General features: G+C 67.1%; 29 protein-coding genes. 21 read left to right on the forward strand and 8 right to left on the reverse strand.

Annotation, left to right across the window (positions count from 1 at the left end; translation table 11 throughout):
* Positions 1-38: 38 nt before the first annotated feature.
* From SAMIE_RS23715 to SAMIE_RS03930, 21 genes are all read left to right on the forward strand, one after another.
* Entirely contained in the window at positions 39-260 is a 222-nt protein-coding gene (locus SAMIE_RS23715; protein ID WP_083952433.1) for a transcriptional regulator domain-containing protein, read from the forward strand.
* Positions 154-822: a DUF2285 domain-containing protein gene (locus SAMIE_RS23720; protein WP_232037365.1), complete on the forward strand. Its 669-nt coding sequence runs from the start codon at positions 154-156 to the stop codon at positions 820-822. The genes SAMIE_RS23715 and SAMIE_RS23720 overlap by 107 nt, the downstream gene beginning before the upstream one ends.
* Before the next feature lie 131 nt (positions 823-953).
* Positions 954-1,220, forward strand: a complete 267-nt coding sequence (locus SAMIE_RS03840; RefSeq protein WP_048578566.1) for a helix-turn-helix transcriptional regulator — start codon at positions 954-956, stop codon at positions 1,218-1,220.
* Complete coding sequence (locus SAMIE_RS03845; protein WP_066698776.1) at positions 1,217-1,723, forward strand: DUF2840 domain-containing protein; 507 nt, start codon at positions 1,217-1,219, stop codon at positions 1,721-1,723. The genes SAMIE_RS03840 and SAMIE_RS03845 overlap by 4 nt, the downstream gene beginning before the upstream one ends.
* The gene (locus tag SAMIE_RS03850) at positions 1,720-2,265 is read left to right on the forward strand and encodes a S26 family signal peptidase (RefSeq protein WP_066698773.1); all 546 of its coding nucleotides are present in this window, start codon (positions 1,720-1,722) and stop codon (positions 2,263-2,265) included. The genes SAMIE_RS03845 and SAMIE_RS03850 overlap by 4 nt, the downstream gene beginning before the upstream one ends.
* A gap of 35 nt (positions 2,266-2,300) precedes the next feature.
* The gene (locus SAMIE_RS23600) at positions 2,301-2,636 is read left to right on the forward strand and encodes a DUF736 domain-containing protein (protein ID WP_066698770.1); all 336 of its coding nucleotides are present in this window, start codon (positions 2,301-2,303) and stop codon (positions 2,634-2,636) included.
* A 133-nt stretch (positions 2,637-2,769) separates the two neighbouring features.
* On the forward strand, positions 2,770-3,552 hold the full coding sequence (locus SAMIE_RS03860) for a lytic transglycosylase domain-containing protein (protein WP_408641254.1): 783 nt from the start codon (positions 2,770-2,772) through the stop codon (positions 3,550-3,552).
* A gap of 238 nt (positions 3,553-3,790) precedes the next feature.
* A complete protein-coding gene (locus SAMIE_RS03865) occupies positions 3,791-5,551 on the forward strand; it encodes a relaxase/mobilization nuclease domain-containing protein (RefSeq protein ID WP_066698764.1) in 1,761 nt (586 codons plus the stop codon).
* A gap of 15 nt (positions 5,552-5,566) precedes the next feature.
* Complete coding sequence (locus SAMIE_RS03870) at positions 5,567-7,540, forward strand: conjugal transfer protein TraG (protein WP_066698762.1); 1,974 nt, start codon at positions 5,567-5,569, stop codon at positions 7,538-7,540.
* Positions 7,541-7,549: 9 nt separating this feature from the next.
* Positions 7,550-7,978 (forward strand): ribbon-helix-helix domain-containing protein, encoded by a 429-nt coding sequence (locus tag SAMIE_RS03875; protein ID WP_066698760.1) that lies wholly within the window; start codon positions 7,550-7,552, stop codon positions 7,976-7,978.
* A 173-nt stretch (positions 7,979-8,151) separates the two neighbouring features.
* Entirely contained in the window at positions 8,152-9,138 is a 987-nt protein-coding gene (gene trbB / locus SAMIE_RS03880) for a P-type conjugative transfer ATPase TrbB (RefSeq protein ID WP_066699017.1), read from the forward strand.
* Complete coding sequence (locus tag SAMIE_RS03885; RefSeq protein WP_066698757.1) at positions 9,135-9,470, forward strand: TrbC/VirB2 family protein; 336 nt, start codon at positions 9,135-9,137, stop codon at positions 9,468-9,470. The genes trbB and SAMIE_RS03885 overlap by 4 nt, the downstream gene beginning before the upstream one ends.
* Positions 9,467-9,748, forward strand: coding sequence for a VirB3 family type IV secretion system protein (locus tag SAMIE_RS03890; protein ID WP_066698755.1), 282 nt, complete (start codon positions 9,467-9,469; stop codon positions 9,746-9,748). Before SAMIE_RS03885 ends, SAMIE_RS03890 begins: the two co-directional genes overlap by 4 nt.
* Entirely contained in the window at positions 9,745-12,234 is a 2,490-nt protein-coding gene (gene trbE, locus SAMIE_RS03895; protein ID WP_066698745.1) for a conjugal transfer protein TrbE, read from the forward strand. Before SAMIE_RS03890 ends, trbE begins: the two co-directional genes overlap by 4 nt.
* Positions 12,231-12,989: a P-type conjugative transfer protein TrbJ gene (trbJ, locus tag SAMIE_RS03900; protein WP_066698734.1), complete on the forward strand. Its 759-nt coding sequence runs from the start codon at positions 12,231-12,233 to the stop codon at positions 12,987-12,989. Before trbE ends, trbJ begins: the two co-directional genes overlap by 4 nt.
* Positions 12,990-12,994: 5 nt before the next feature.
* Positions 12,995-13,297, forward strand: a complete 303-nt coding sequence (trbK-alt, locus tag SAMIE_RS03905) for a putative entry exclusion protein TrbK-alt (RefSeq protein WP_066698728.1) — start codon at positions 12,995-12,997, stop codon at positions 13,295-13,297.
* Between the two features lies 1 nt (position 13,298).
* On the forward strand, positions 13,299-14,609 hold the full coding sequence (gene trbL, locus SAMIE_RS03910) for a P-type conjugative transfer protein TrbL (RefSeq protein ID WP_066698726.1): 1,311 nt from the start codon (positions 13,299-13,301) through the stop codon (positions 14,607-14,609).
* Between the two features lie 3 nt (positions 14,610-14,612).
* Positions 14,613-15,296, forward strand: coding sequence for a conjugal transfer protein TrbF (trbF, locus tag SAMIE_RS03915; protein ID WP_066698724.1), 684 nt, complete (start codon positions 14,613-14,615; stop codon positions 15,294-15,296).
* A complete protein-coding gene (gene trbG / locus SAMIE_RS03920) occupies positions 15,293-16,309 on the forward strand; it encodes a P-type conjugative transfer protein TrbG (RefSeq protein ID WP_066698722.1) in 1,017 nt (338 codons plus the stop codon). The genes trbF and trbG overlap by 4 nt, the downstream gene beginning before the upstream one ends.
* Positions 16,306-17,526 carry a TrbI/VirB10 family protein gene (locus SAMIE_RS03925; protein ID WP_066698719.1) on the forward strand — a complete coding sequence of 407 codons (1,221 nt, stop codon included), beginning with the start codon at positions 16,306-16,308 and terminating at the stop codon, positions 17,524-17,526. Before trbG ends, SAMIE_RS03925 begins: the two co-directional genes overlap by 4 nt.
* The gene (locus tag SAMIE_RS03930) at positions 17,523-17,747 is read left to right on the forward strand and encodes a DUF2274 domain-containing protein (protein ID WP_066698716.1); all 225 of its coding nucleotides are present in this window, start codon (positions 17,523-17,525) and stop codon (positions 17,745-17,747) included. The genes SAMIE_RS03925 and SAMIE_RS03930 overlap by 4 nt, the downstream gene beginning before the upstream one ends.
* Before the next feature lie 14 nt (positions 17,748-17,761).
* Here SAMIE_RS03930 and SAMIE_RS03935 read toward each other — a convergent pair whose 3' ends face one another.
* From SAMIE_RS03935 to SAMIE_RS03970, 8 genes are read right to left on the reverse strand one after another with little or no spacing between them, the layout of a single operon-like run.
* The gene (locus SAMIE_RS03935; protein ID WP_066698714.1) at positions 17,762-18,070 is read right to left on the reverse strand and encodes a hypothetical protein; all 309 of its coding nucleotides are present in this window, start codon (positions 18,068-18,070) and stop codon (positions 17,762-17,764) included.
* A gap of 31 nt (positions 18,071-18,101) precedes the next feature.
* Entirely contained in the window at positions 18,102-19,025 is a 924-nt protein-coding gene (locus SAMIE_RS03940; protein WP_083952422.1) for a LysR family transcriptional regulator, read from the reverse strand.
* Positions 19,026-19,064: 39 nt separating this feature from the next.
* Positions 19,065-20,747: a VIT domain-containing protein gene (locus tag SAMIE_RS03945; RefSeq protein WP_066698704.1), complete on the reverse strand. Its 1,683-nt coding sequence runs from the start codon at positions 20,745-20,747 to the stop codon at positions 19,065-19,067.
* Complete coding sequence (locus SAMIE_RS03950; RefSeq protein ID WP_066698702.1) at positions 20,722-21,102, reverse strand: helix-turn-helix domain-containing protein; 381 nt, start codon at positions 21,100-21,102, stop codon at positions 20,722-20,724. The genes SAMIE_RS03945 and SAMIE_RS03950 overlap by 26 nt, the downstream gene beginning before the upstream one ends.
* Positions 21,099-21,728: an NADAR family protein gene (locus SAMIE_RS03955; RefSeq protein WP_066698700.1), complete on the reverse strand. Its 630-nt coding sequence runs from the start codon at positions 21,726-21,728 to the stop codon at positions 21,099-21,101. Before SAMIE_RS03955 ends, SAMIE_RS03950 begins: the two co-directional genes overlap by 4 nt.
* The gene (locus SAMIE_RS03960) at positions 21,725-21,910 is read right to left on the reverse strand and encodes a hypothetical protein (RefSeq protein ID WP_126516733.1); all 186 of its coding nucleotides are present in this window, start codon (positions 21,908-21,910) and stop codon (positions 21,725-21,727) included. Before SAMIE_RS03960 ends, SAMIE_RS03955 begins: the two co-directional genes overlap by 4 nt.
* A complete protein-coding gene (locus SAMIE_RS03965; protein WP_232037366.1) occupies positions 21,907-23,754 on the reverse strand; it encodes a hypothetical protein in 1,848 nt (615 codons plus the stop codon). Before SAMIE_RS03965 ends, SAMIE_RS03960 begins: the two co-directional genes overlap by 4 nt.
* Positions 23,639-24,487: a tetratricopeptide repeat protein gene (locus tag SAMIE_RS03970; protein ID WP_162849026.1), complete on the reverse strand. Its 849-nt coding sequence runs from the start codon at positions 24,485-24,487 to the stop codon at positions 23,639-23,641. Before SAMIE_RS03970 ends, SAMIE_RS03965 begins: the two co-directional genes overlap by 116 nt.
* Positions 24,488-24,806: the final 319 nt, after the last annotated feature.

A 24,806-nucleotide genomic window follows, 5' to 3' on the forward strand; every position in this document is an offset into this window, starting at 1 on the left:
TTTTGAAATCCGCGCAAGAGCGCGGTTGGGAGGATGCGATGCCGACGCCGCCAGCGCGTCGCCAGCGAGGCGCCGGTGCATTAGCCGACGCGCTCGGGCGCGCCGATTTAGCCGCCGAGTTCCTACGGCGAAACCGCACTTATCGCGCTGAACATGCGCAGATGCAGCAACGCATCGCGAACGGCGCCGTCGCAAAGAACGCCGCCGAGACGGCGTTCGCGCGGCGCTGGGGGTTATCCTTTCGCCACGGCGCCGGATGACCTTTCAGACCCGGTAATCTGGCGCCCGGAACTGACCGCCGTCACGGTCATTCTCGACGCCGCGCCGGAAGGATTCGAGACTGCCGCCCCGGTCGATCCGCGCGCGCTCGGCGCGCTGCTCGCCGACGAAGCGGGCATCGACGGACGCCACGTCATCGTCGCCGACGCGGCCGGCGAGCATCGGCTTTGGCTGCGCGATCCGCAGCCCGACCAGCCGCTCGCCGCGATCATCCCGTTAGACAAGGATTTCATCACGCGAGTCGTCAGTATGTTGCGTTTCCATCGGCGTCTGCTCGGCCGCGCCGCCGGCCCGCTGCCGCGCGGCTGGCCGTTGACGGCCTACCGGCTGGCACGCCTCGACCTGATGCTCCGCGCACTCGATCTGCGCCACCGCGGCGCAACCTATCGTCAGATCGCGGCCGAGCTGGGACGCGCGGACGCGATCAAGCTATCCGCGAGCGACTGGAAGATGTCGGCCTCGCGCTCGTTCGTCGTGCGGCTGGTCCGCGACGGCCTCGCGATGATGAACGGCGACTACCGCAAACTTCTTCGCATCCGCTGATCCGAGCCCCTTCTGGCGCCACCCTGTAGGGGGTGGTCGCATCCGTGAGGCCGCACATCTTCATACCCCACCCGGCCGCCTCCATTCTGACAATTACGCCTCCTGCCGCCACCACCCGCAGGAGCCGTCACTTGTCCGATACGCCCACCAACCTGCCGCCCCGCTTCCTACGCACGCCGGAAGCCGCCCGCTTCCTCGGCCTCTCCGGGCGCACCTTGGAGAAGCACCGCTATTTCGGGACCGGCCCGGCCTACCGCCGGATCGGCGGGCGGGTGGTCTATTCGGTCGATGACCTGCGCGCCTGGGCCGACATCGGCATCAAGCATTCGACCTCCGATCCGGGTCAGAACGACCTCATGCCGCGCGCGGACTCGGCCATCGCCCGGAGCCGGCGATGACCGTGCCGCCGTCTCCCATGCGCCACCGCCAGCCGTCCGACGATGGCATGACCCGCGTCGAACTGACGTGGATCGAGAAGCGGATCGAACACTGGATCAGGTTCGGCCGTGTCGCCGTCGATGAGATCGTCGACCGCCGCCGCCGCATCGTCCGCTTCCGCCCCGGCGCCATCTTCGCGTTCGTCCGCTGGGCGGCGAACGACTACGGCACGGTCAGCTCGCGCATCGACGTGGTGCGCGCCGTTGGCCCGGCCGAGCCGTTCACGACACTGCCGTTCGTGCGGCCGGGCGGGGACATCCTGCTCAAGATCGAGGGTTGGCCCAAGGTCAGCCAAGTGCTCGCCGCAATCGACGCGGCTGAGGCCGGGGGCGTCGATCCCTGCGACGCCGCGCCCGATCATTGGCGACACGTCGCCAACCGCATCGCCGCCGGACATCAGCCGCGCCCCTATACGCTGGAGCGTCATCGCGCCTGGCTCAAACGCCGGGAGATCGAAGGATGACGCGCCGTGGATGGACCATCACGACGGCTTCCGCCGCGTCGCTGTTTGCCGTGTCGTTCACCGCCGTCGCGGTATTCGACCCGCTGCCGCGCGTCATCTGGAACGCCAGCGCCAGCGCGCCGCTCGGTCTCTACCGGATCGAACCGTTGCCCGACCCGCCGCACGGCGCGCTGGTCGCCGTGACGCCGCCCGCACCGCTTGCGCGGTGGCTGGCCGAGCGCGGTTATCTCGGCGAGCGCATGCCGCTGTTGAAGCATGTCGCCGCCGGAGCGGGTCAGCTTGTGTGCCGGATCGGCGCCGTGGTGAGTGTCGATGGACGGCCCGTTGTCGTCGCCCGCCAGCGTGACGGCAGGGGCCGTCTGCTGCCGGTCTGGCAGGGCTGCCGCACGCTGCGCGCCGGCGAGCTGCTGATGCTCAACCCCGATCATGCCGACAGCATGGACGGCCGCTATTTCGGACCGCTGCCGGCCTCGACCGTGCTCGGCCGCGCCGTCCCGATCCTCACCCGCGACACCCCGAACGCGCCGCTCGCGTGGCGCTGAACCCGCTTGTCCCTGCCAACCCAAAGGAGAGTCCCATGCAGATCGGCAGCTTCTTCCGCACCCCCAACGGCTATGAAGGCATCATCGAGACGGCGACGCTCGACATCCGCATCTCGATCGTCCCGGCTGAGCCGAGCGACGCCGACAAGGCGCCGGACTGGCGCGTTCATCGCGGCGACGACGGCGAAGGCCCGGAGATCGGTGCGGGCTGGAACGAGACCGGCGAACGCGCCGGGGATTACGTCTCGCTGCGCATCGACGATCCCGCCTTCGCGCGACCGCTCCGCGCCGCGCTGTTCCAAAACACGGCCGACAAGTCGGCCTGGTCGCTGCGCTGGAACCGCCAGCCGAAGTCGCGCGAGCAGGACTGATCCGGTGCGCTTCTCCATCATCCCTTTGTTCGCGGGAAAGCCGTCTCATCCCTCCGTCCCGCTCGGTCGCAGGCCGGCCGGGGCGCGCAGCGAAGGTCAAGGGCGGCCGCACGCCGGCGCAGCGCGCGCACCCTTGAGCGTAGCGAGCACGCTGGCAGGCTGGCGGCGGAGTGGAGTCGGATCGGCAGTGGCGTTGGCCGTCGCGCTGCTGTCCGGCGGCGCTGCGCCGGTCGCGGCGACGGCGCAGGATTTACCGGCCGCGCGATCGGCGGCGGCTCATCCCTATGCCGGTCCTGTCGCCGACGCCGCGCGGCGGTTCGGCATCCCCGAGGCATGGATATGGGCGGTGATGCGCGTCGAGAGCGGCGGCAACGCGCGCGCCGTCTCGCGCGCGGGTGCGATGGGATTGATGCAGATCATGCCCGCGACCTGGGCCGATCTTCGCGCGCGATATGGCCTCGGCGCTGACCCGTTCGACGTGCGCGACAACATCATGGCGGGCGCGGCCTATCTGCGCGCGATGCACGACCGCTACGGCAACGCGAGCGCGATGCTGGCGGCCTATAATGCCGGGCCGGGCCGCTACGACGATTACCTGTCGTGCGGCCGTCCGCTGCCGCCCGAGACGGTCGGCTACCTAGCTCAGCTCAGCGCCGTTGTCGGCACATCGGGCGCTGCGGAGGTGGCGGGGAGCGCACCGCCTGATCCGTTCGCCTGGCGCCGCGCCGCGCTGTTCGTCCGCACCGCGAGCAACCCGTCCGAAGCCGTTTCCGTGCAGTCAGATGGCGAGGAGCCCGCGTCGGAGCTGCTAGCCGATGGGCCGACATCCGGTGACGTTCGCTCCGCAGCTTCGCCTTCGAACGAGCCGGGGGACACGCTGTTCGTGCCCCGCGCCCGCGCGGGCCGACCGCAATGATTTGCGCGCTATCCCCATCATCCGTCCCGAGCAGGAAAGTGGCTGGGGAGGGAGAAAACGGCAGGGATAGACGAGGGCAAGATATAAGCAGCGCCCCGTTCAGCCGAAAAACCCAGGCTTTTCCGTGGCTTCACGCGGGGGCGTCGGTCGGCGCGCGTGCCGCGCGGAAGGGAAAAGTCAACAGATTCAACGCCTCGAATGGCACCGCAGGCGGTTTTCGGCCGAAAGCGAGCCGGCCGTGAGCGAGGACAGCGAGTTCCGCGTCCGGCCCGGCAAGGCCAAGCGCAGCAAGGCGCAGGGGCGCAATGCGCGCGGCCTGGTCGCCGAGGTGCTCCGCGTCGCCGCGATCCACAGCGGCGGCCGGCGCGGCGGCGCCAGCGGCGCGCGTCGGGGAGCGCAATCGACCTTCGGCCGGGGACGCACCGCCTTTGCCTGCAGCCGCCTGTTCGGCTCGGGCCGGCGCGTCATGGTCAAGATGCTGCCCGTGACCACGCGCAGCCGGGGCGGCCGGCGCTCGGCGCCGCTGTCCGCGCACGTCGCTTATTTGAAGCGCGAGGGCGTCACTCGCGACGGCTCGCCGACGCGCATGTTCGATGCGGCCGGCGACAACGCCGACGAACGCGGTTTCACCGAGCGGTGCAAGGATGACCGGCACCATTTCCGGGTCATCGTGTCGCCCGAGGACGCCGCCGACCTGACCGACCTGCGCGAATACACGCGCGACCTCATGCGACAGATGGAAGCCGACCTGGGCACGCGGCTCGATTGGGTCGCGGTTGATCACTGGAACACCGACAATCCGCACGTCCATCTGCTCGTGCGCGGCGTTACCGATCAGGGTGCCGATCTCGTTATCTCCCGCGACTACATCAGCCACAATCTCCGCTCGCGCGCGCAAGACCTGGCTTTCGCCGAGCTTGGACCGAAACCCGACCATGAAGTCCAGCGTGTGCTCGACCGCGAGGTAACGGCGGAGCGCTGGACCCGGCTCGATACCGAGATCCAGCGCGCTGCCGATGAGCTGGGCGTTATCGACCTGCGGCCCGAGCGGCTCGGCCCGGACGACCCGCGCCTTCGCCGGTTGATGGTCGGGCGGTTGCAGCATCTGGAAACGATGGGGCTCGCGGCCGAAGGCGATACCGGCCAATGGGCGGTGGCGGAGGGCGCGGCGGTCAAGCTGCGCGAGCTGGGCGCGCGCGGCGACATCATCCGCACGATCGGCGCGGCGCTCCGTGAGCGCGGTCAGGACCGGCCGCTCGACAGCTACGCCGTCATCAGCGGCGCGCCCGAGAAGCCGATCGCCGGTAGGCTGATCGACAAGGGATTGCACGACGAGCTGACCGGCACGGCCTATGCCGTGATCGACGGCACGGATGGCCGCACCCATCATGTCCGGCTGCCCGGCATCGAGGCGCTGGAACATAGCCCCAAGCTCGGCGGGATCGTCGAGCTGCGCGCGATCGGGCGGGTTGGCGAGGAGAAACCGACGCTGGTGCTCGCCACGCGCTCCGACTTCGACCTTGCCGCACAGATCAAGGCGCCCGGCGCGACCTGGCTCGACCATCGCCTGATCGAGCGCGGCGCTGGTGTCGCGGACGGCGGATTCGGCGCGGAGGTGCGCCGGGCGATGGACGCCCGCACCGACCATCTCGTCCGCGAGGGACTGGCCCGTCGCTACGGCGAGCGCACGGTGTTCGAGCGCGGATTGATCGACACGCTGCGCAAGCGCGAGCTGGATTCCGTCGGCGCGAAGATCGCGGGCGAGACCGGGCTTGCCTATCGCCCCGCCTCGTCCGGCGAAAAGGTGGCCGGCGTCGTGCGCCAGCGCCTCGCGCTCGCGTCCGGCCGTTTCGCCATGATCGACGATGGCCTCGGGTTCCGCCTCGTCCCTTGGGCCAGCACCCTCGAACAGCAGCTCGGCCGTCAGGTGTCCGGCATCGTCCGCGCCGGCGGCGGGATCGACTGGACGCTTGGCCGCAAGCGCGGCCTCGGCATCTGACTTAGGAGAGAAGGTATGTCTGCGACCAAGATTTTATGGGGCCAGATCATCATCGTGTTCCTGATCGTGCTCGCCGGCATATGGGGCGCGACGCAGTGGACCGCCGCCGCTCTGGCCTACCAGCCTGAGCTGGGGCCGCCCTGGTTCGTGACTTTCGGCTGGCGCATCTATCCGCCCCCGGCATTTTTCTGGTGGTGGTTCTCGTTCGACGCCTATGCGCCCGACATCTTTAAGACCGGCGCGTTCATCGCTGCGTCGGGCGGGTTCGTGTCGATCGCCGTCGCCATCGGCATGTCGGTTTGGCGCGCACGCGAGTTGAAGAATGCCGAGACCTACGGTTCGGCGCGCTGGGCGAGCGAGCGGGAGGTGCGCGCGGCCGGGCTACTTGGACCGAACGGCGTGTTGCTCGGCAAGTTCGCCCGCAATTATCTCCGTCACGACGGCCCCGAGCATGTGCTGTGCTTCGCCCCGACCCGCAGCGGCAAGGGCGTCGGTTTGGTGGTGCCATCGCTGCTGACTTGGCCGGCCTCGGCGATCGTCCACGACATCAAGGGCGAGAACTGGACACTGACCGCCGGCTTCCGCGCGCGGCATGGCCGCGTCCTGTTGTTCGATCCGACCAACGCGGCGTCGGCCGCCTACAACCCGCTACTGGAGGTGCGGCGCGGCCAATGGGAGGTGCGCGACGTGCAGAATGTCGCCGACGTGCTGGTCGATCCCGAAGGTTCATTGGAGCGCCGGAACCACTGGGAGAAGACGAGCCACAGCTTGCTGGTCGGCGCGATCCTCCACGTCCTCTATGCCGAAGCGGACAAGACCTTGGCCGGAGTTGCCGGTTTCCTCTCAGACCCGGCGCGCACGATCGAGCAGACACTGGCCGCAATGATGGCGACGCCACACCTCGGCGAAGCCGGCGTGCATCCTGTCGTCGCCAGCGCCGCTCGCGAGTTGCTGAACAAGTCTGACAATGAGCGATCGGGCGTGCTCAGCACCGCCATGTCGTTTCTCGGTCTGTATCGCGATCCCGTCGTCGCGCAGGTTACGCGCGCTTGTCATTGGCGCATATCGGATCTGGTCGAGGGCGATCGACCGGCGACGCTCTACCTCGTCGTGCCTCCATCGGACATCTCGCGCACCAAGCCGCTGATCCGCCTCATTCTCAACCAGATCGGGCGCCGGCTGACCGAGGAACTGACCCCGAAGGGAAACCGCCATCGCGTGCTGTTGATGCTCGATGAGTTCCCCGCGCTCGGTCGGCTCGACTTCTTCGAGTCCGCTTTGGCGTTCATGGCAGGCTACGGGCTCAAGGCGTTCCTGATCGCGCAGTCGCTCAACCAGATCGAGAAGGCTTACGGACCGAACAACGCGATCCTCGACAACTGCCATGTCCGCGTGAGCTTCGCCACCAACGACGAGCGGACCGCCAAGCGGGTGTCCGATGCGCTCGGCACGGCGACCGAGATGCGCGCGATGAAGAACTATGCTGGGCATCGCCTGTCGCCGTGGCTGGGGCATTTGATGGTATCGCGCTCCGAGACCGCCCGCCAGCTTCTCACCCCCGGCGAAGTGATGCAGCTCCCGCCCGACGATGAGATCGTGATGGTGGCGGGCATCCATCCGATCCGCGCGAAGAAGGCGCGCTACTTTCAGGACGGGCGCCTGTCCGGGCGGATCATGGCGGCGCCGGCGACCGCGGCCGCCACGATCCGTCCCGACGATTGGACCGGGCGGCAGGCAGCCGCCGATCCAAAGCAGGTCGCGCGGATTGTCCGCGATGCGGAAGACGCGGCCAATGGCGGTCTGCGCCGAGAGCCCGAACTTCCCGAGCATGTCGCCATCGCGCCCGAAACGGCAGCACCGCCAGCCCAGGAGTTTGCGATCGTCGACGACGAACAGGACGACGCGGCCCGGCAGGCGGCCGTGCGTCGCCGGATGCAGGGCATTGCGCGTCGGGTGTCGCTCGATCCCGGCGACGGCATCGAATTGTAGGAGGTCGCCATGCGGACCCGGCTCAACGTCTACTTCCCGCCCGCGCTCGCCAAGCAAGTTGATGAGCTGGCGATCCGGCGGCGCATATCACGCTCGGCGATCGTGGAGGCCGCTGTAGCGTCCTACCTGTCGCCGGACGGCGCTGACCGGATGGAGGCCGCGTTCGCGCGTAGGCTCGATCGCCTGTCGCGACAGGTGCAGCGGTTGGAGCGCAACACGGGACTGAGCACCGAGGCACTGAGCCTGTTCGTCCGGTTCTGGCTGTCCGTGACCCCGCCGCTGCCCGACGAAGATCAGGCAGCGGCGCAGGTGAAAGGTCGTAAGCGCTACGAGGGTTTCGTCGAGACGCTTGGCCGCCGCTTCGCCAGCGGCAAGACCCTCATGGACGAGATACCGGAGGATGTCTGGCCGCGGTCAACATCGTCCGAGTCGGAGTAGCAGAAGCGCGCCGACCTTGATGTGGTCTGCAAGCCACTTCGCCCCCGGCACCGTATCTACCGCCCCCTCTACTACGCCGATAACTAGCTGTTGCGACGCGAGCATTGCTGCGTCTCTTGATGTGCCCCTGACGCCGGGCGGCGGTTCGCCCGGCCCAATCGAGGGGCCAGTTGTTGACCGTTCATCCGATCCGATCCGAGGCTAAATCACGCGGCGCAAGGATGCTGCGCACCGCGCTCGGGCCGTCGATCGCAGCCTGGCTCGACGACCCTGCCGTCATTGAAGTCATGCTCAACCCGGACGGCCGGCTTTGGCTCGATCGGCTCGGCGAGGGGATTAGCGATACCGGCGAGATGCTGTCCGCCGCTGACGGCGAACGCATCGTCCGGTTGGTCGCGCACCATGTCGGTGTCGAGGTTCATGCTCGCAGCCCCCGCGTCTCTGCCGAGTTGCCGGAAGGCGGCGAACGGTTCGAGGGATTGCTGCCACCCGTCGTCGCGGCGCCCGCCTTCGCGATCCGCAAGCCCGCCGTCGCCGTGTTCACGCTCGACGACTATGCGGCGGCGGGCATCATGTCGGCAGTCGAGGCCGAGGCGTTGCGCCACGGCGTCGAGAGCCGCGCCAACATCCTCGTCGCGGGCGGCACCGGCGCGGGCAAAACCACGCTGGTCAACGCGCTGCTCGCCGAGGTGGCGAAGACCACCGATCGCATCGTCCTGATCGAAGACACGCGCGAGCTGCAATGCGCCGCGCCTAACCTCGTCGCCATGCGGACCAAGGACGGCGTGGTGTCCCTCGCCGAGCTGGTCCGCTCATCGCTGCGCCTGCGCCCCGACCGCATCCCCATCGGCGAGGTGCGCGGCGCCGAGGCGCTCGATCTCATCAAAGCCTGGGGCACCGGCCATCCCGGCGGGGTCGGCACGATCCACGCCGGCACCGCGCTCGGGGCGCTCCGCCGCATGGAGCAGCTCATCCATGAGGCGGTCGTCACGGTCCCGCGCGCGCTGATCGCCGAGACGATCGACCTGATCGCCGTGCTGGTCCGCGACACGCACGGACGCCGCCTGACCGAGCTGGCCCGCGTCGAAGGGCTCGACCCTGCCACCGGCGACTATCGCCTCGCACCCCTCACCAACCACCAAGCCGGAGACCTGCCATGATCCATGCCCTTCGGCATGGCGCACGCCGCGCCATGCTTACTGCCACCGCCAGCGTGATCGCGCTGACCTTCGCCGCCCCGGCCTACGCCGGCGGCTCGTCGATGCCGTGGGAAGCGCCGCTTCAGTCGATCCTCGAAAGCATCGAGGGGCCGGTCGCGAAAATCATCGCCGTCATCATCATTATCGTGACCGGCCTGACGCTGGCATTCGGCGACACGTCGGGCGGCTCGCGCCGGCTGATCCAGATTGTGTTCGGCCTGTCGATCGCATTCGCGGCCAGCTCGTTCTTCCTCAGCTTCTTCTCGTTCGGCGGCGGGGCGCTGATCGGATGAATGGCGCGGCCGATCATAGCGACCCGATCGCGGGCTATCTCGCCCCTGTTCACCGGGCGCTGACCGAGCAGATCTTGCTCGGCGGCGCCCCGCGCTCGCTCGCCATCGTCAACGGGACGCTGGCGGGCGCGATCGGCCTCGGCCTGCGCCTGTGGATCGCCGGCCTGGTGATCTGGGCGATCGGCCACGGGCTGTCCGTCTGGGCCGCACGCCGCGACCCGCAATTCGTGGACGTGGCACGGCGCCATCTCCGCTACCCGACATGGATGCAGCCATGATGAGCTTGCGCGAATATCGCAGCAAAGCTGCGAACCTGCCCGACTTCCTGCCTTGGGCGGCTTTGGTCAGCGAAGGCGTCGTTCTCAACAAGGACGGGTCGTTCCAGCGCACCGCCCGGTTCCGTGGTCCCGATCTCGACAGCGCGCCGCCGGCCGAGCTGGTGGCGACGACCGCGCGGTTGAACAGTTCGCTGCGTCGGCTCGGCTCCGGCTGGGCGATCTTCGTCGAGGCGCAGCGCACGCCCGCGCTCGACTATCCGGATTCCGACTTCCCCGATCCGGTCTCGTCGCTAGTTGAATTGGAGCGGCGCGAACAGTTCCGTGAGGAAGGCGCGCACTTCGAGAGCCGCTACTTCCTGACGCTGTTGTGGATGCCACCGGCCGAGGAAGCCGCGCGCGCCGAAAGTTGGCTCTACGAGGGCCGGGCCACGACCGGCGTCGATCCGTGGGAACTGCTCAAGGGCTTTACCGATCGCAGCGACCGCGTGCTCAATCTGGTCGAGGGCTTCGTGCCCGAGGTCCGCTGGCTCGATGACGCCGAGACGCTGACCTACCTGCACAGCACGGTCTCGACCCGCCGCCAGCGCGTGCGCGTGCCGGAAACGCCGATGCACTTGGACGCGCTGCTTGCCGACGAGCCGCTGACCGGCGGGCTCGAACCGAAGTTGGGCGACCATCATCTGCGCACGCTCACCATCATCGGCTTTCCGAGCGCGACCTTTCCCGGCCTGCTCGACGAGCTGAACCGGCTTGCCTTTGAATATCGCTGGGCGACGCGGGCGATCATGCTCGACAAGACCGACGCGACCAAGCTGCTGAGCCGCATCCGCCGCCAGTGGTTCGCCAAGCGCAAGAGCGTCATGGCGATCCTGAAAGAGGTGATGACCAACGAGACGTCGGTCCTGATGGACGGCGACGCATCGAACAAGGCCGCCGACGCCGACACCGCCCTGCAGGAGCTAGGCGCCGACTATGCCGGCATGGCCTACGTCACCGCCACGGTGACGGTGTGGGACCGCGATCCCGCCATCGCAGCCGAGAAGCTGCGGCTGGTCGAGAAGGTTATCCAGGGCCGCGATTTCACCGTCATCCCCGAGGGCATGAACGCCATTGAGGCATGGCTGGGGAGTCTTCCCGGCCACACCTACGCCAATGTCCGCCAACCCCCGATTTCCACGATCAATCTCGCCCACCTGATCCCCCTGTCAGCAGTATGGGCGGGGCCGGAACGGGACGAGCATTTCGGTGCGCCCCCCTTGCTCTACGGCAAGACCGAAGGCTCGACCCCGTTCCGGTTTTCCCTTCACGTCGGCGACGTCGGCCACACGCTGATCGTCGGCCCGACCGGCGCCGGCAAATCGGTGCTACTCGCCCTCATGGCGATGCAGTTCCGCCGCTACGAGAATGGCCAGGTATTCGCCTTCGACTTCGGCGGTAGCATTCGCGCTGCGGCGATCGGTATGGGCGGTGACTGGCAGGATCTCGGCGGGATGCTCGCCGACGAGGCCGGCGAAGGCGTGCAGCTCCAGCCGCTGGCACGGATCGACGATCCGGCCGAGCGCGCCTGGGCGGCCGAATGGCTGGCGGCGATCCTCGCGTCCGAGGGCGTCGCGGTCGATCCGCAGGCCAAGGAGCATCTGTGGTCGGCGCTCGGCTCCCTTGCCAGTGCGCCCGTGCCGGAACGCACGCTGACAGGGCTCTCGGTGCTGCTCCAGAGCCACCAGCTCAAGCAGGCGCTCGCCTCCTATTGCCTCGGCGGCCCGTGGGGCCGGCTGCTTGACGCAGAGGCCGAGCGTCTCGGCGAGGCGTCGGTCCAGGCGTTCGAGACCGAGGGCTTGGTCGGCGCCGGATCGGCCGCCGCTGTCCTGTCCTATCTGTTCCACCGGATCGAAGGCCGGTTGGACGGGTCGCCAACGCTCATCATCATCGACGAGGGCTGGCTGGTTCTCGACAGCCCGGACTTCGCCGCGCAACTCCGCGAATGGCTGAAAACGCTGCGCAAGAAGAACGCAAGCGTCGTGTTCGCCACGCAGAGCCTCGCGGACATCGAGACCAGCGACATCGCGCCGGCCATCATTGAGTCCTGCCCGACGCGCATCTTCCTTCCCAACGAACGCGCGGCCGAGCCGCAGATCGCGACCATCTACGAACGGTTCGGCCTCAACGCCCGCCAAATCGAGATACTGAGCCGGGCGACGCCGAAGCGCGATTATTACTGCCAGTCGAGGCGCGGCAACCGGCTGTTCGAGCTGGGGCTGGGCGAGGTCGCGCTGGCCTTCGCCGCCGCGTCTTCCAAGACCGATCAGCTCCGCATCGCCGAGCTGGTCGAGACCCACGGCCGCGAGCGCTTCGCCGCCGAGTGGCTGCGCCATCGTGGCCTGGCCTGGGCGGTCGAACTTCTTCCCGAACCCCAACCCGATCCGCTGGCCGGTCGCCGGGAAGATGCCGGCCAGCTCCCCCTTGCCTTGAAGGACATGGCCCCATGAAACCCAATACCCTCCGCCGCGCCATGCTGGCTGGCGCCATCGCCACGTCGAGCATGATCGGCATCACCGCCGCCACGCCGGCGCACGCTCAGTTCGGCGGGATCGTCTATGACCCGACCAATTACGCGCAGAACGTGCTGACGGCCGCTCGGTCACTCCAGCAGATCAACAACCAGATCCAGCAAATCCAGCAGCAGGCGACCAGCCTCATCAACGAGGCGCGCAATCTGGCGTCGCTGCCGTTCAACTCGCTCCAGCAGTTGCAGCAGCAAGTGCAGCGCACCCAGCAGCTTCTCGGCGAGGCGCAGCGCATCGCCTACGATGTGCAGAGCGTCCAGCAGGTCTTCAACGGCCGCTACAAGGGCGCGGCGCTCACCGGCACCCACGCGCAAATGGTCGCCAACGCCAATGCGCGTTGGGAGGATAGCGTCGGCGCGTTCGAGGACGCGCTTCGCGTTCAGGCCGGCGTCGTCGGCAATATCGACGGCGCGCGCACTACGATGGACGGCCTGGTCACGTCGAGCCAGTCGGCGACGGGCGCGCTCCAGGCCGCGCAGGCGGGCAACCAGCTTCTCGCGCTGCAATCGCAGCAGCTCGCGGACCTGACGGCGCTGCTTGCCGCGCAGGGCCGGGCGCAGGCGCTGGACTCGGCGCGCAACGCGGCCGTCGAAGCCGAAAGCCGCGAACGGCTCCGCCGCTTCCTGACGCGGTCCACCGGCTACCAGCCGGGCAACGCCCGCATGTTCCACGACTGATCGTCATGGACAGCAAGCTCCTCGCGCGCATCGGCGCGGTCATCTTCGTCGCCATCGCTATCACAATGACGGCGATCGAGATGAGCCGTGCGCCCGAGCCCCCGCGCGCGGAGTCGGCGGCCGTCGCCGACACCTCGGCGACGGACCCGCTGCTGATCGAGCTGCGCCGCTGCCAGTCGATCGGCGCGGCCGGGGCAAGCGACCCCGATTGCCTGCGCGCCTGGGCCGAGAACCGTCGCCGGTTCCTCGCGCCCGGCGCGCGACCCGCTGCCCGCATCGCCGACGATACGTCGGCACAGGAGAACTGACATGGGCGGCACCGGCGTCGTCGATCGCTTTCTGGACGTCTTCACCCGCTACATCGACAGCGGGTTTGGCCTGCTCGGCGGCGAGGTGGCGTTCATCGCCACCACCCTGATCGTCATCGACGTGACCCTGGCCGCGCTGTTCTGGACGTGGGGTGAAGGCGACGACATCATTGCGCGCCTCGTCAAGAAGACCCTGTTCGTCGGCGTCTTCGCCTACATCATCGGCAACTGGAACAGCCTGGCGCGCATCGTCTTCGAGAGCTTCGCCGGGCTCGGACTGAAAGCGTCCGGCACGGGCTTCACCGCCGCCGAGCTGCTCCAGCCGGGCCGCGTCGCGCAAGTCGGGCTGGAGGCCGGCGAACCCATCCTCCAGTCGATCTCCGACCTTATGGGCTGGGTCGCGTTCTTCGAGAACTTCATCCAGATCGCGGTGCTGCTGATTGCCTGGCTGCTGGTCATCCTCGCCTTCTTCATTCTGGCGATCCAGCTTTTCGTGACGCTGATCGAGTTCAAGCTGGCGACGCTGTGCGGCTTCGTGCTGATTCCGTTCGGCCTGTTTGGCAAGACCGCCTTCATGGCCGAGCGCGTGCTTGGCCTGGTGATCTCGTCGGGAATCAAGGTGCTGGTGCTCGCCGTCATCGTCGGCATCGGCTCGACCTTGTTCGACGAGTTCCGCGCCGGATTCGGCGGCGCGCAGCCGAGCATCGAGGACGCGATGGCGGTCGCGCTTGCCTCGCTCTGCCTGCTCGGCCTCGGCATCTTCGGCCCGTCGATCGCCAATGGCATCGTCTCCGGCGGCCCGGCGCTTGGCGCAGGGGCCGCAGCGGGAACCGTGCTCGCAGCTGGTGGCGCGCTGGCCGGTGGCGCCGCTGCGGCCCGCCTCGGCGTCGGCGCGGCGGCGGGCGCGGTCGGCGGCGCCGCGCGAGGCGCCGCTTTCACCTCGGGCGCCGCCAATAGCGCCTATGCGCTTGGTTCGGCCGGCAAGTCCGGCGCGGCCGCAGTCGCTGGAGGCGCTGGCGGCGTCGGCCAAGCCGTCGTCGGCGCAGCCATGTCGCCGCTCCGCAAGGCAGTAGCTTCGCTCAAGGATAGCTACCGTTCCGGCGGACGTGCCGCCGTCACCGCGACCGGCGGGACCATTTCGGGCGGCAGCTCCACGCCGTCGCCGGACGCACCGGCCGGCGCCCCCGCCTGGGCGTCCGCGATGAAGAACCGACAGACCATGACCCACGGCGCGACCATCGCCGCCCACACGCTGCGCTCCGGCGATGGCGGCGGCAGCGGCGCGTCCGTCGACACCAGCCAGAAGGATTGATCCATGTTCAAGCGACCGAGCATCCGCTACGGCCAGACGCCCGAGCCGGCCACACCCTATCAGCGCGCGGCGCAGGCGTGGGACGACCGCATCGGCTCGGCGCGTGTGCAGGCGAAGAACTGGCGGCTCGCCTTCTTCGGCACGCTGGCCCTCTCGGGCGGTCTGGCTGGCGGCCTGGTCTGGCAATCGACGCGCGGCCATATCGTCCCCTGGGTCGTGCAGATCGATCGGCTCGGTGAAGCCCAAGCGGTCGCGCCGGCCGAGGCCGGCTACCGTCCCACCGACCCGCAGGTCGCGTTCCATCTCGCCCGCTTCATCGAGCAGGTCCGCGCGATCCCGGCCGATCCGGTGATCGTCCGTCAGAACTGGCTCAGGGCCTACGACTTCACGACGGATCGCGGCGCGCTCGCGCTCAACGACTATGCGCGGGCCAACGATCCGTTCGCCGACGTCGGGCGGGTGCAGGTCGCGGTGGAAGTGTCGAGCGTCATCCGGGCATCACCCGACAGCTTCCGCGTCGCCTGGATCGAGCGCCGCTATCAGGACGGCAGCCTTGCTGCCACCGAACGCTGGTCGGCGATCCTCACCATCGTCGTCCAGCCGCCGCGCACGCCCGACGCGCTGCGCAAGAATCCACTCGGCGTCTTCGTCAACGCCCTCAACTGGTCGAAGGAGCTGTCGCAATGACCGGCATACCCATCCGCCGCGCCGCCACGGCCGCGCTGTTCATTTCTGCTTCCGCGCTCGCCGGCTGCGCCACCACATCGGCCCGGCCGCCCGCAATCGCTTTGGACGATCCGCCGCCGGTGATCGTCGCGACGCCAGCGGCAGAACCGCCGCGCGCTGTCGAGATCGTGACGATTCCCGAGCCGTTGCCGCTGCCCGGCCAGTTGAAGCCGGTGACGGAGAGCCCGCGACCGCCGGAGCCTGCCGATCCGCGCCGCAGTGTCGGCGCTGCCAACAACGCCGCGCGCATCCAGCCCGTGCGCGACGGCTTCCTCAACGCCATTCAGCAATATCCGTGGACAGACGGCGCGCTCTATCAGGTCTATGCCGCTCCCGGTCAGGTAACGGACATCTCGTTGCAAGAGGGCGAACAGCTCGTGGGGCCGGGGCCGGTCGCGGCCGGCGACACGGTGCGCTGGATCATCGGCGACACCATCAGCGGCAGCGGCCCTACGGTGCGCGTCCATATCCTGGTGAAGCCCACCCGGCCCGACCTCGCCACGAACCTCGTCATAAACACCGACCGCCGCACCTACCATGTGGAGCTGCGGGCGACGGCCTCGACCTATATGGCGTCAGTGTCGTGGACCTATCCGCAAGACCAGCTCATCGCGCTGCGCGGCGGCAATGCCGCAGCAGCCGCCGCCGCGCCGATCGCGAGAGGCGTGGACGTGTCCGCGCTCAATTTCCGCTACCGGATCGAAGGCGGTCGCGCGGCGTGGAAGCCTGTTCGCGCGTTCGACGATGGCCGACAGGTATTCATCGAGTTTCCGACCGGGATCTCGCAGGGCGAGATGCCGCCGCTGTTCGTGACCGGCGCGGCCGGCGACGCCGAGCTGGTCAACTACCGTGTCCAAGGCCGCTACATGGTGGTCGATCGCCTGTTCGCCGCCGCCGAGCTGCGCCTGGGCGACCGTCGCAGCGAACAGGGCGTCCGCATCGTGCGCGATGACGGACGGAGGGCGCGGCCGTGACCGGCAGCCACGACTCGCCCGCAGAGGAGCGGCCCGCCCCGCAGTCGGCTCGCCCTGATCCGGCCGCGTTCCAGCTTCGCGGCGATACGCCCCGCGTCATGCGGCTCTCCCGTAAGGCGCTCGCCGTCGTCGGCGTCGTCGCCGGACTCGGCATCGGCGGTTCGCTGATCTATGCGCTGCGGCCAGCGGGCGAGAGGGCAGCGCAGGAACTCTACAACACCGATAGCCGCGCCACCTCCGACGCGATCACGTCCGGGCCACGCGACTACGCTCAAGCGCCCCGGCTCGGCCCACCGCTTCCCGGCGACCTCGGCCGTCCGATCGTGTCGGCACAGCAGCGCGGCGAGGATGTCACCGCGCCGCCGATCGGCGCGCAGCCAGGCCCGCCCGATCCGCGCGCTCAGGCTGCGGAGGCGGCCCGGCAGCGTGCTGCTCAGGAGCGCGAGGCGGCCCGCAGCAGCTCGGTCTTCCTCGGCAGCGGCGGCGCGCGTGCGGGCGCGGAGCCTGCCTCAGTGCCGGGCTTGCCAGCGCCGCCCGGGCAGGAGCCCGCGCAGCAATCAGCGCAAGGGGATCAGGCCGGCAAGCGCGCCTTCATGGCGCAGGCCGCCAACCAGCGCACGGTCAGCGTCGAGCGGCTGGCGGGGCCGGCATCGCCTAACATCGTGCAGGCCGGCAGCATCATCCCGGCTGCGCTCATCACCGGCGTCCGTTCGGACTTGCCCGGCCAGATCACCGCCCAGGTGACCGCCAACGTCTATGACAGCCCCACCGGGCGCATCCTGCTCATCCCGCAAGGTGCGCGGCTGATCGGCGAATATGACAGCGAGATCGCGGCCGGGCAGACCCGTGTTTTGCTCGCGTGGGATCGGCTGATATTGCCGGACGGCCGCTCGATCGTTCTCGAGCACCAGCCCGGCGCAGATGGCGCAGGGTTCGCGGGGCTACAGGACCGCGTGAATCAGCATTGGGGCAATCTGCTCAAGGCAGCGGCCGTTTCGACCCTGCTCGGTGTCGGCGCCGAGTTGGGCGCCGACACCGAGGACGACTTGACCCGCGCGCTGCGCCGGGGATCGCAGGACACCATCAACCAGACCGGCCAGCAGATCGTGCGTCGGCAGCTCAACGTGCAGCCGACGCTTACAATCCGGCCGGGGCATCCTCTTCGCGTGGTCATAACGCGCGACTTGGTGCTCGAACCAATCGGATCGACGCGATGACGAAATTGAAGCTGGGGCCGCTGGCCGACGACCGGCCTGTCAAGCTGACGGTGGAGTTGCCCGCCGCCGTCCACCGCGATCTTGCCGCTTACTCGGCTGCGCTGGCGGCGGAGACGGGCGGTGAAGCCGTATCGCCGGAGAAGCTGGTCGCGCCGATGCTCAGCCGATTCATGGCGAGCGATCGGGGGTTTGTGCGTGGGCGGCGCGGCGCGAAGGATTGACTGCGCAGGCGCGCTCAGTTCCCGAGGAAACGCTTGCGACGCTCCGCGGCATCGACCTTGATTAGCGCTTCGTTGGCGTTCGCGCATTCACCGCCGCGCACTGAGCCGTCGCGACATCCTGCGACGACCTCACGGGCTTCTTCGATGTTCGCCTCGAAATACTGGGTGCCTCGCGCCTGAGTCGCCGAGGCCGGCGTAGGCGTCGGGTTGACAGCGACAGTCGTGTTCGGCGACGGCATGATGACCGGGCGAAGGATAAATCCGCCCATGAAGCCGACGACCAAAGTCACTAGCACGATGATGAGTGTCTTTCCCCGAAACATGGCGGATAACTCCGAGAATTATAGTGTTATTCTACTGGAATCGTGGTGCGAAATCAAAAGAGAGCGCGTAGCGTGTCTTGATGAAACCGAGAAATCGTCGGAGGGCCGGGTTGCGATTTTTGTCTCGCCAATATCCTGCATAACCGGCAAGCGCCGGACCTTGCTCACCGTGAATCGGGCGATAGACGAGATCCGGGTAGCGCGCCCCGGTGGAGCCTTCGCAAACGATGCTGACCGCCGAGCCGCCGCCGAGAATGCTCAGGATCGTCTCGCGACTGCACCGGTGCATCTGTATGTCCGGGGTGGCGCCGGACACGGCCAGTCGCCCCAGCAGCATGTCTCGCATCTCCGCGCCCGGATCGGCGGCGGGCAGGTAGAAGCGCTCTCCGCGCAAATCGGTCCAATGAACGACGTCCCGTTCCGCCAGCGGGTGCGTCTCCGGCAGCGCCGCGAGCATCCGCTCGCTCCACAGCGGCTCGCACCGGAAGCCGTCATGGCTGGTCGCGCCCATCAAGATCGCGATGTCGATCTCGCCGGTGTCCAGCCCGGCGAGCAGGACGCTGCGGTCAGCTTCCACGCACCCGACTTCAACGTCGGGATGCGCGTCGCGCCAGCCCATCGTCGTCGCTCGGAGATTACCGGCCGAGACCGAGCTATTGTGTCCGAGTATGAGGCCGCCCGCACGGCCCTCGCCGGCCGCGCGCATCATCACCACGAGCTTGTCAGCCGTCGCTACCATCGGCTTTGCGCCGCGAACGAAGGCATTGCCGGCGAGTGTCATCGTGACGCCTGCGCGCGAACGCTCGAAGATCGGCATCCCGATCGAGCGCTCCAGTTTCTTGATGACACGGCTGAGCGTGGATTGCTCGATGTCGAGCGCGCGGGCTGCACGGTAGAAGCTGCCGTGATCCGCAGCCGCGATAGCATAGCGAAGCTGCCGAATGTCGAACGACATTACGGGGACGAGCTAAGGAGCATGGTGCACACCATCTCTCTACGATCCCGGAGTGAGAAGAAGGATGCCAGCCGATGTCACGAAGAAAGTCAGCGCGAAGTTGAGAACACCGAGGACCGCAGTGAAACGGCGCGCATCGCGCATGATGGGCATCAGAAGAAACGGCAAGACCGCCGACGCTGCGAGCAAGCCACCTTGCACGGGGATCATCCAGTTCGGGATTGGCATAAAGCCGTAAGTGAGGTCGTCTCCGAGCGGCCCGGCGACGATTGCGGCGATCCATGGCAATGGCAGCACGAGCAGAAACGGCAGCCGTCGCCAGGCGAGCGATCCCTCGCGGGGCAGGAAAGGTATCGCACCCAACAGCATCAAACCGACAAAGGCTATGAGCTTTGGCGGTAGCGGGACGTCGATAAACTGAAATGCGGCGACTATCCCCAGAAGGGTCAGGACCGCCGGAACCCACTTCAGCCAGCCGCGCGGCGGCCTAGCGCCGGGTTTAATATACTCGTCCTTGGAGGGAAGCGTGGGAGCATTTCGCGCAGGGCTCACATCAGGGAACGGCTCGAGCGCAACTGGACTCAGCGGCTCGCTCCCGAAGTCGACTGCCTCCATCCCGGCGAGAGCCAGCTTCCGCAACGTCGAGATTTCGTCGGGAAGCTCGCCTTCCGGTCCGATGAACGCCAGACTGGTGTGGCGGCTCAGAACATTGGCGGCCAGCAGAACGGCGGCCGGCGTTTGAGGCGTAGCCGCTTCGACAAATCCAGCGGCGGCGAAAGCGCGCATCCCTCGGGCATTGGGAGCGATCCCCCACATGCCGTGGTGACCCGGCGCAACTGTCCCATCGCTCGGTAGCGGCGCCGTTACGCGAATTTCGCCAGCGGATGTCTGCGTGATGCCGAAAATCCAGTCATTGCGGCCGCTGATCACGCTGCCTTCGGGATTGCCTGGGTGCCGGAAGGTTTCGATGCCGCGTTGCGACGTTACTTCCCAGCCGCCGGGCTGGCCGACTTGCCATTCGCTATGATCGAGCGAGCCACCTTCGAGCGCAGTGATTTCCAGGAAGATCGGTGTCGAGCATTCGACGCCGATCAGCTCGTTCGCGGTGAGTTCCCGATCCGGATAGAGCTGCCCGGAAATCGTAACACGCAGCGCTTCCGCGCTGACAATCAGACTCGCGGAATGGCGTTCCGGTGTGGTGACGGCAGCGTCGGCGTCGGCGAGGCGAAACAGCGCGGCTTGTGATGCGGCGCTGAGGTGGATGAGCAATGTCGCTCTATTTTCTTCGGGTCGGGCGAGCGGCCTTATGCTCCAGGTCAGAATCTCGACCTGCGCGCCTGATTCGATCCCCGCAATCGAAATCATGGGAACGTCATGCTCCAGCAGCTCATAGAGAATTGCACGCCGACCCTCGGCGACAGCCGCATCATGTGCTCGTCGTGCGCGCCGGGCAGGTTGCGGAGCGGCGTGATATTCGGCGCCATTGATGCGGACGATAAGGCGATGGAGGATTTCGTGCGGTGCAAGTGGAGGCAATGTCAGGACCGCTTCAACCAATCCGTCGCTCGAATTTATAAATCGACGGACGGTCGAGATATGCGCCAGCGGCACCACCATCTGAATCTCGATCTTCGTCTCATCCAGTACCAGCGGCGGCAACCCGACCAGTCCGTTTCGAAAGAGTGCGGCGAGCGGATCAACCAGCAGCGTGCTTGCACTCATCGGGCGCCTCCTTCGCCAAGAGTTCCTCGATCTTCGCGGCGGCTTTGGCAGCAATCTTGGCAACATCTCCACCCGCACCGATCAGGTCAGGCGCGATCACCAGCGTGACACCATTTGCGACCGGCACGGGAATGCCTTCACGCGCCTGAAGCAGCAGGCGGATAGCGGCAGGCGGAAAGCCAAGACCGCGCAGCCGGTCATAGCGGCGGATCGCGGTGACATGGACATCACTGTAGGTTGCATAGGTTCGCCCACCGGTTGGCGGCGGCACGAATCCTTCGGCGATCAGATAGCGGATCTGTCGCGGCGTGGTCCCGGTGACGGCGACCAGATCATCGAATTTGAGACCGGTCATCGCGGCGCCGATGCCGGTTCCCTGAGGCGGGCACGGATGCGCATCCAAATGTCGGCCAAGATCGCGCCGGGGATCGTGCGGCTGTCCCGGCGCACCTTGTGCGTGAGCCAGCGTTCTCCCGTTGCCAGCAGCGCAATGCGTGCCTCGTCATGCTGGGTGAACTTGGCCTCGCAGGCCGCGCGCATCAGCGCCCAATGCTCAGGGCAACCGGCCGCGATGGTTGCTCCGTCATAGGCGAACTCGGCCGGCTGATCGATGGCGCCGCCACGCCTCTTGGCCTCGGCGCCCCACAACTTGGCCATGGTCCGGCGTTCTGCGGGGCCAGGCTGCTTCAATCCCTGCCAGAAGCCTTCAATGCTAGCATAGCGCTCACCCCCAAACTCAAAGGGCGTATGCGCGAGATTGGAGATCGGCGCGAAACGCGACTCAATGCTGTGCACGATATTGAGCGGCGCGCGCCGGGCATCATCTTCCGGGCCGATTTCGCTGAACGCCATGCCCCGATCGCTCGCGGCGTGGAGTTGGAAGACATGGCCATCTGCCGCGCCCAGCAAGGCGCAGATCGCCTGTTCCTCGGGCGTTTCAACCGAAAGGCCGACGACATTGTTGCGCAAGCTGAGCTTCATTCTTTGCGTATCCACATGACAAGCAGAGTGATCGGCCATGCTGCCCCTTCGACCATGGTGGTGACCGCGCCATAGCCGGGGGTGCCATCGGCCCGATGCTTTTCGATGCCAACGAGCAAGGCCATCGCCAGATAGGCTGTTAGCAGCAGCTTGCCGGCAGCAGATGTCAGTCTTCCCATCATTTCTTGTCGCCGCCCGTTTGTTCGCCGCCGATCCCTAGATCTTTGAGTTGCGTGATCGCGCCTTGGGCTTCTGCCACCACCTGCGCCTTGTAGGGATCGGCGCCGGACGGATCGGAATACCCGGTGATGGGCACGCGCACCGACAGCAGGATGGTGGTCTGCGGAACCTGCGTCATGCATGACAGATAGGCGGCGGTCCTCCGACATTCGAAATCGCGCGCCGGTATGCCGGGCATGGCCATCGGCTCGGCAAACGGTGTCGCGGTCCCGCTGTCCGGCGGGATCAGCAGTTGTTGAGCGGGTTTGCCATCGTGCATGCCGTCCAGCGCATTGGTCGCGTCGGTCGGGGCCACGAATGTGTCGAGGAAAACCTTCACCCTGCCCGGCCGATCGCTCGTGAAACGGGTGAGGTGATTCCACGCGGGCGAGGTGATGCGGGCGTCCTCGTCCGGTTTCTGGGGCTGGCCATCCAGCGATTCCTCGTGCAGTGCCCATGCGCCATCGGTTACCGCACGGCGCAAGGTTTCCGTTTCGGTGGCTCCGCCGAAGTTGGTGGGGCGCAGGATCACGAACAGCGCGAACAGCGCCAGCACCACAGCACCACCGATAATGCTCTTGCGCTGGCCAGGGGGCAGGGCGCGCCAGGCTTGCAGGTGGTCTGGCGGCTGGCCGGCGGGTTGCCTGGGACGACCATCTGTCGGTGTTGCGCCCGAAGCGGGACCGGCTTTGGCAACCGTGTCGGCATAGTTCATCCCGATGGGAATATCGGCGGGTTCAACAACCATGGTGGGCGGCAGACCGCCCGTTGCGGGCACCGCAATCGCTCGACGGCGTCGGAACCGCCGAATGCGAAATATCAGCCCGGCGATGATGGCAAGCGGCAGGCCGAAAACCAGCAGAAAAGCCCAGTCCCATGGTGTTTTGGGCTTTGGCTGTCCGATACTGGCAAGCGTTGGATCGGTAGGCATATTGTTCGCGATCTTGTCCATGACCGCGGCTCCCGCCTTGGCTGATATTTCGTCGACATCCATGATCGGTTCGACAACGAAACTGTAGTCCTCGACCAGTTTCACGGTCTCGCCGGGGGCATAGAAGATGTGCTTGCCATCTTCATTGCGGTAAAATGCGCCCAATGAGGATGTTCCCCATTCCGAGGCTGCGTCACCACTTGCGGGGGGCAGTCCGGAATGAGTGACACCGTCAATTTTCTGCAAGAATTCAAGCACAAACCATCCGCTGGGCGTGCCCAATTTTACATATTGGCTTTCGTGCCCCTTGATCGTGACCGGCGACTCCAGCGAAATAGTTTTATTGGCCGCAACCACGGTCACGCCCTCGCAGATATTGGGCGGGGCCTCGCCGATGAATATGATGTCGGTCGCCGGATTGTCGCTCGCCCCGCAATGTCGCGCGGTGAGGGCTCTGTCGACCAATCCGCCATTGGGCCTGCCGCGTATGACGATGCCGCCCCAACGCGAGACGAAATAGGGTCTTGCATCGGCACCTGCGTCAGGAGCGTCCGGCGCGCGGTCCCAGACGGCTTCCATCGGTTGGCCATTGGGTGATGCCGGCGCGGCGGCCATGGCCTTGATTTTTTCGGCTATGGCACGGGCCTCGTCGGCCGTCTGCGCCATTGCCGAAGATGTTCCACCGAGTAGCGCAGCCAGTAACAGCAGCGTCCCAAAACGATATTGCATGATCCCCTCCTCCTGCTGCGTGGCTCGACGCCTATGGATTGATCGTGTTGCCGTTGCCGTCGACGACGCATTGGCCATTTTGCCAGCGACCGCCTGCACCATCGCATCTTTGGCTCTGCGCAGCGGCATAAGGATCGCCTGAACCACCGCTGCCGCCTCGCTGCGTTCCGTTGCCGCCAGCGCGCAGGTTGGCCGCTTCCCACCGCGCGATTGTGCTGCCTTTCGCGGCCGCTTTGTCATAATAGGCAAGCGCCCTGGCGCGGTCGGGGCGCACGCCCTCGCCGAACTGGTACATGAATGCGACGTCCCGCATGGCCTGGACAAGGCCTCCGGTAGCGGCCTGTTCATACAGTTTGAACGCGGCCACCTTGTCGATGCCGACCCCCAGGCCAAGATGATAGGCGCGCCCCAGCAATTCTTGGCCTTCGAGACTGCCAGCTGCTGCCGACCGGCGCGCATAGGGCACCGCCGCGGCATAGAGCTTGAGATCCGTCAGGACGCTGGCCCGCCGATAGTCGCGCGTTCCAGGCAATCGGGCATCGACGTCCAATTGGCTACGCGCCATGGCATAGCCGGCCCGTGCCGCTTGCTGTCGCAACTGAACGGCGCGCGCTGGGTCGAAGGGCACGCCCACACCGACATCATATAGACCGGCGAGGGACACCATCGCCTGCGGCAGGCCAGCCTCCCCGCTTTTCTGCAACCAGCGCGCGCCCTCGGGAATATCCCGGCGCGTCCCCTGGCCGAATAGATACATCATGCCCGCCATGTACTGCGCGCGGGCGTCGCCTGTCTGCGCAGCGGCGACAGCCTCCCCCAGCGAGGGATTGGCCAGCGCAACCGTCGTGCCGACGCCAGCTATGCAAAGGGCTAGCGCCAAGGTCGCCACCCGACTGAACCGGCGCAGGCGCTGCGGCGGCGCCTGAGGCAAGGCAGCCTCTCTGCGGTCAACCGCATACGCGTCTGGTTTGTTGAATGACATTCCTGACCTCCCCGAATCCCGAAGCGACTCGACGGCACTATAATGACAAAATATTTGTCAATAGAAAGCGAAATCGCTATGAAGTCGTTGAAAATCGCAGTCGTGCGGCTGGAAAGGGCAGAAAATGAGATACTTAGTCATGGTGCTCGCAATAGGTGCCTCGCCAGCGACCCTGTCGACCAACGGTCTAATCGCGCAGCCGCATGTGACCGGCGCG

The sequence above is a fragment of the Sphingobium amiense genome (genome assembly GCF_003967075.1).
GTDB classification, from domain to species: Bacteria; Pseudomonadota; Alphaproteobacteria; order Sphingomonadales; family Sphingomonadaceae; genus Sphingobium; species Sphingobium amiense.

Excerpts from the sequence above, each read along its gene's own strand:
- SAMIE_RS23715 (WP_083952433.1), top strand. The coding sequence starts at position 39 with ATGCCGACGCCGCCAGCGCGTCGCCAGCGAGGCGCCGGTGCATTAGCC.
- SAMIE_RS23720 (WP_232037365.1), top strand. The coding sequence starts at position 154 with ATGCGCAGATGCAGCAACGCATCGCGAACGGCGCCGTCGCAAAGAACG.
- SAMIE_RS03845 (WP_066698776.1), top strand. The coding sequence starts at position 1,217 with ATGACCGTGCCGCCGTCTCCCATGCGCCACCGCCAGCCGTCCGACGAT.
- SAMIE_RS03850 (WP_066698773.1), top strand. The coding sequence starts at position 1,720 with ATGACGCGCCGTGGATGGACCATCACGACGGCTTCCGCCGCGTCGCTG.
- SAMIE_RS23600 (WP_066698770.1), top strand. The coding sequence starts at position 2,301 with ATGCAGATCGGCAGCTTCTTCCGCACCCCCAACGGCTATGAAGGCATC.
- SAMIE_RS03870 (WP_066698762.1), top strand. The coding sequence starts at position 5,567 with ATGTCTGCGACCAAGATTTTATGGGGCCAGATCATCATCGTGTTCCTG.
- SAMIE_RS03875 (WP_066698760.1), top strand. The coding sequence starts at position 7,550 with ATGCGGACCCGGCTCAACGTCTACTTCCCGCCCGCGCTCGCCAAGCAA.
- SAMIE_RS03885 (WP_066698757.1), top strand. The coding sequence starts at position 9,135 with ATGATCCATGCCCTTCGGCATGGCGCACGCCGCGCCATGCTTACTGCC.
- SAMIE_RS03890 (WP_066698755.1), top strand. The coding sequence starts at position 9,467 with ATGAATGGCGCGGCCGATCATAGCGACCCGATCGCGGGCTATCTCGCC.
- trbE (WP_066698745.1), top strand. The coding sequence starts at position 9,745 with ATGATGAGCTTGCGCGAATATCGCAGCAAAGCTGCGAACCTGCCCGAC.
- trbJ (WP_066698734.1), top strand. The coding sequence starts at position 12,231 with ATGAAACCCAATACCCTCCGCCGCGCCATGCTGGCTGGCGCCATCGCC.
- trbK-alt (WP_066698728.1), top strand. The coding sequence starts at position 12,995 with ATGGACAGCAAGCTCCTCGCGCGCATCGGCGCGGTCATCTTCGTCGCC.
- trbL (WP_066698726.1), top strand. The coding sequence starts at position 13,299 with ATGGGCGGCACCGGCGTCGTCGATCGCTTTCTGGACGTCTTCACCCGC.
- trbF (WP_066698724.1), top strand. The coding sequence starts at position 14,613 with ATGTTCAAGCGACCGAGCATCCGCTACGGCCAGACGCCCGAGCCGGCC.
- trbG (WP_066698722.1), top strand. The coding sequence starts at position 15,293 with ATGACCGGCATACCCATCCGCCGCGCCGCCACGGCCGCGCTGTTCATT.
- SAMIE_RS03930 (WP_066698716.1), top strand. The coding sequence starts at position 17,523 with ATGACGAAATTGAAGCTGGGGCCGCTGGCCGACGACCGGCCTGTCAAG.
- SAMIE_RS03935 (WP_066698714.1), bottom strand. The coding sequence starts at position 18,070 with ATGTTTCGGGGAAAGACACTCATCATCGTGCTAGTGACTTTGGTCGTC.
- SAMIE_RS03940 (WP_083952422.1), bottom strand. The coding sequence starts at position 19,025 with ATGTCGTTCGACATTCGGCAGCTTCGCTATGCTATCGCGGCTGCGGAT.
- SAMIE_RS03945 (WP_066698704.1), bottom strand. The coding sequence starts at position 20,747 with ATGAGTGCAAGCACGCTGCTGGTTGATCCGCTCGCCGCACTCTTTCGA.
- SAMIE_RS03950 (WP_066698702.1), bottom strand. The coding sequence starts at position 21,102 with ATGACCGGTCTCAAATTCGATGATCTGGTCGCCGTCACCGGGACCACG.
- SAMIE_RS03955 (WP_066698700.1), bottom strand. The coding sequence starts at position 21,728 with ATGAAGCTCAGCTTGCGCAACAATGTCGTCGGCCTTTCGGTTGAAACG.
- SAMIE_RS03960 (WP_126516733.1), bottom strand. The coding sequence starts at position 21,910 with ATGATGGGAAGACTGACATCTGCTGCCGGCAAGCTGCTGCTAACAGCC.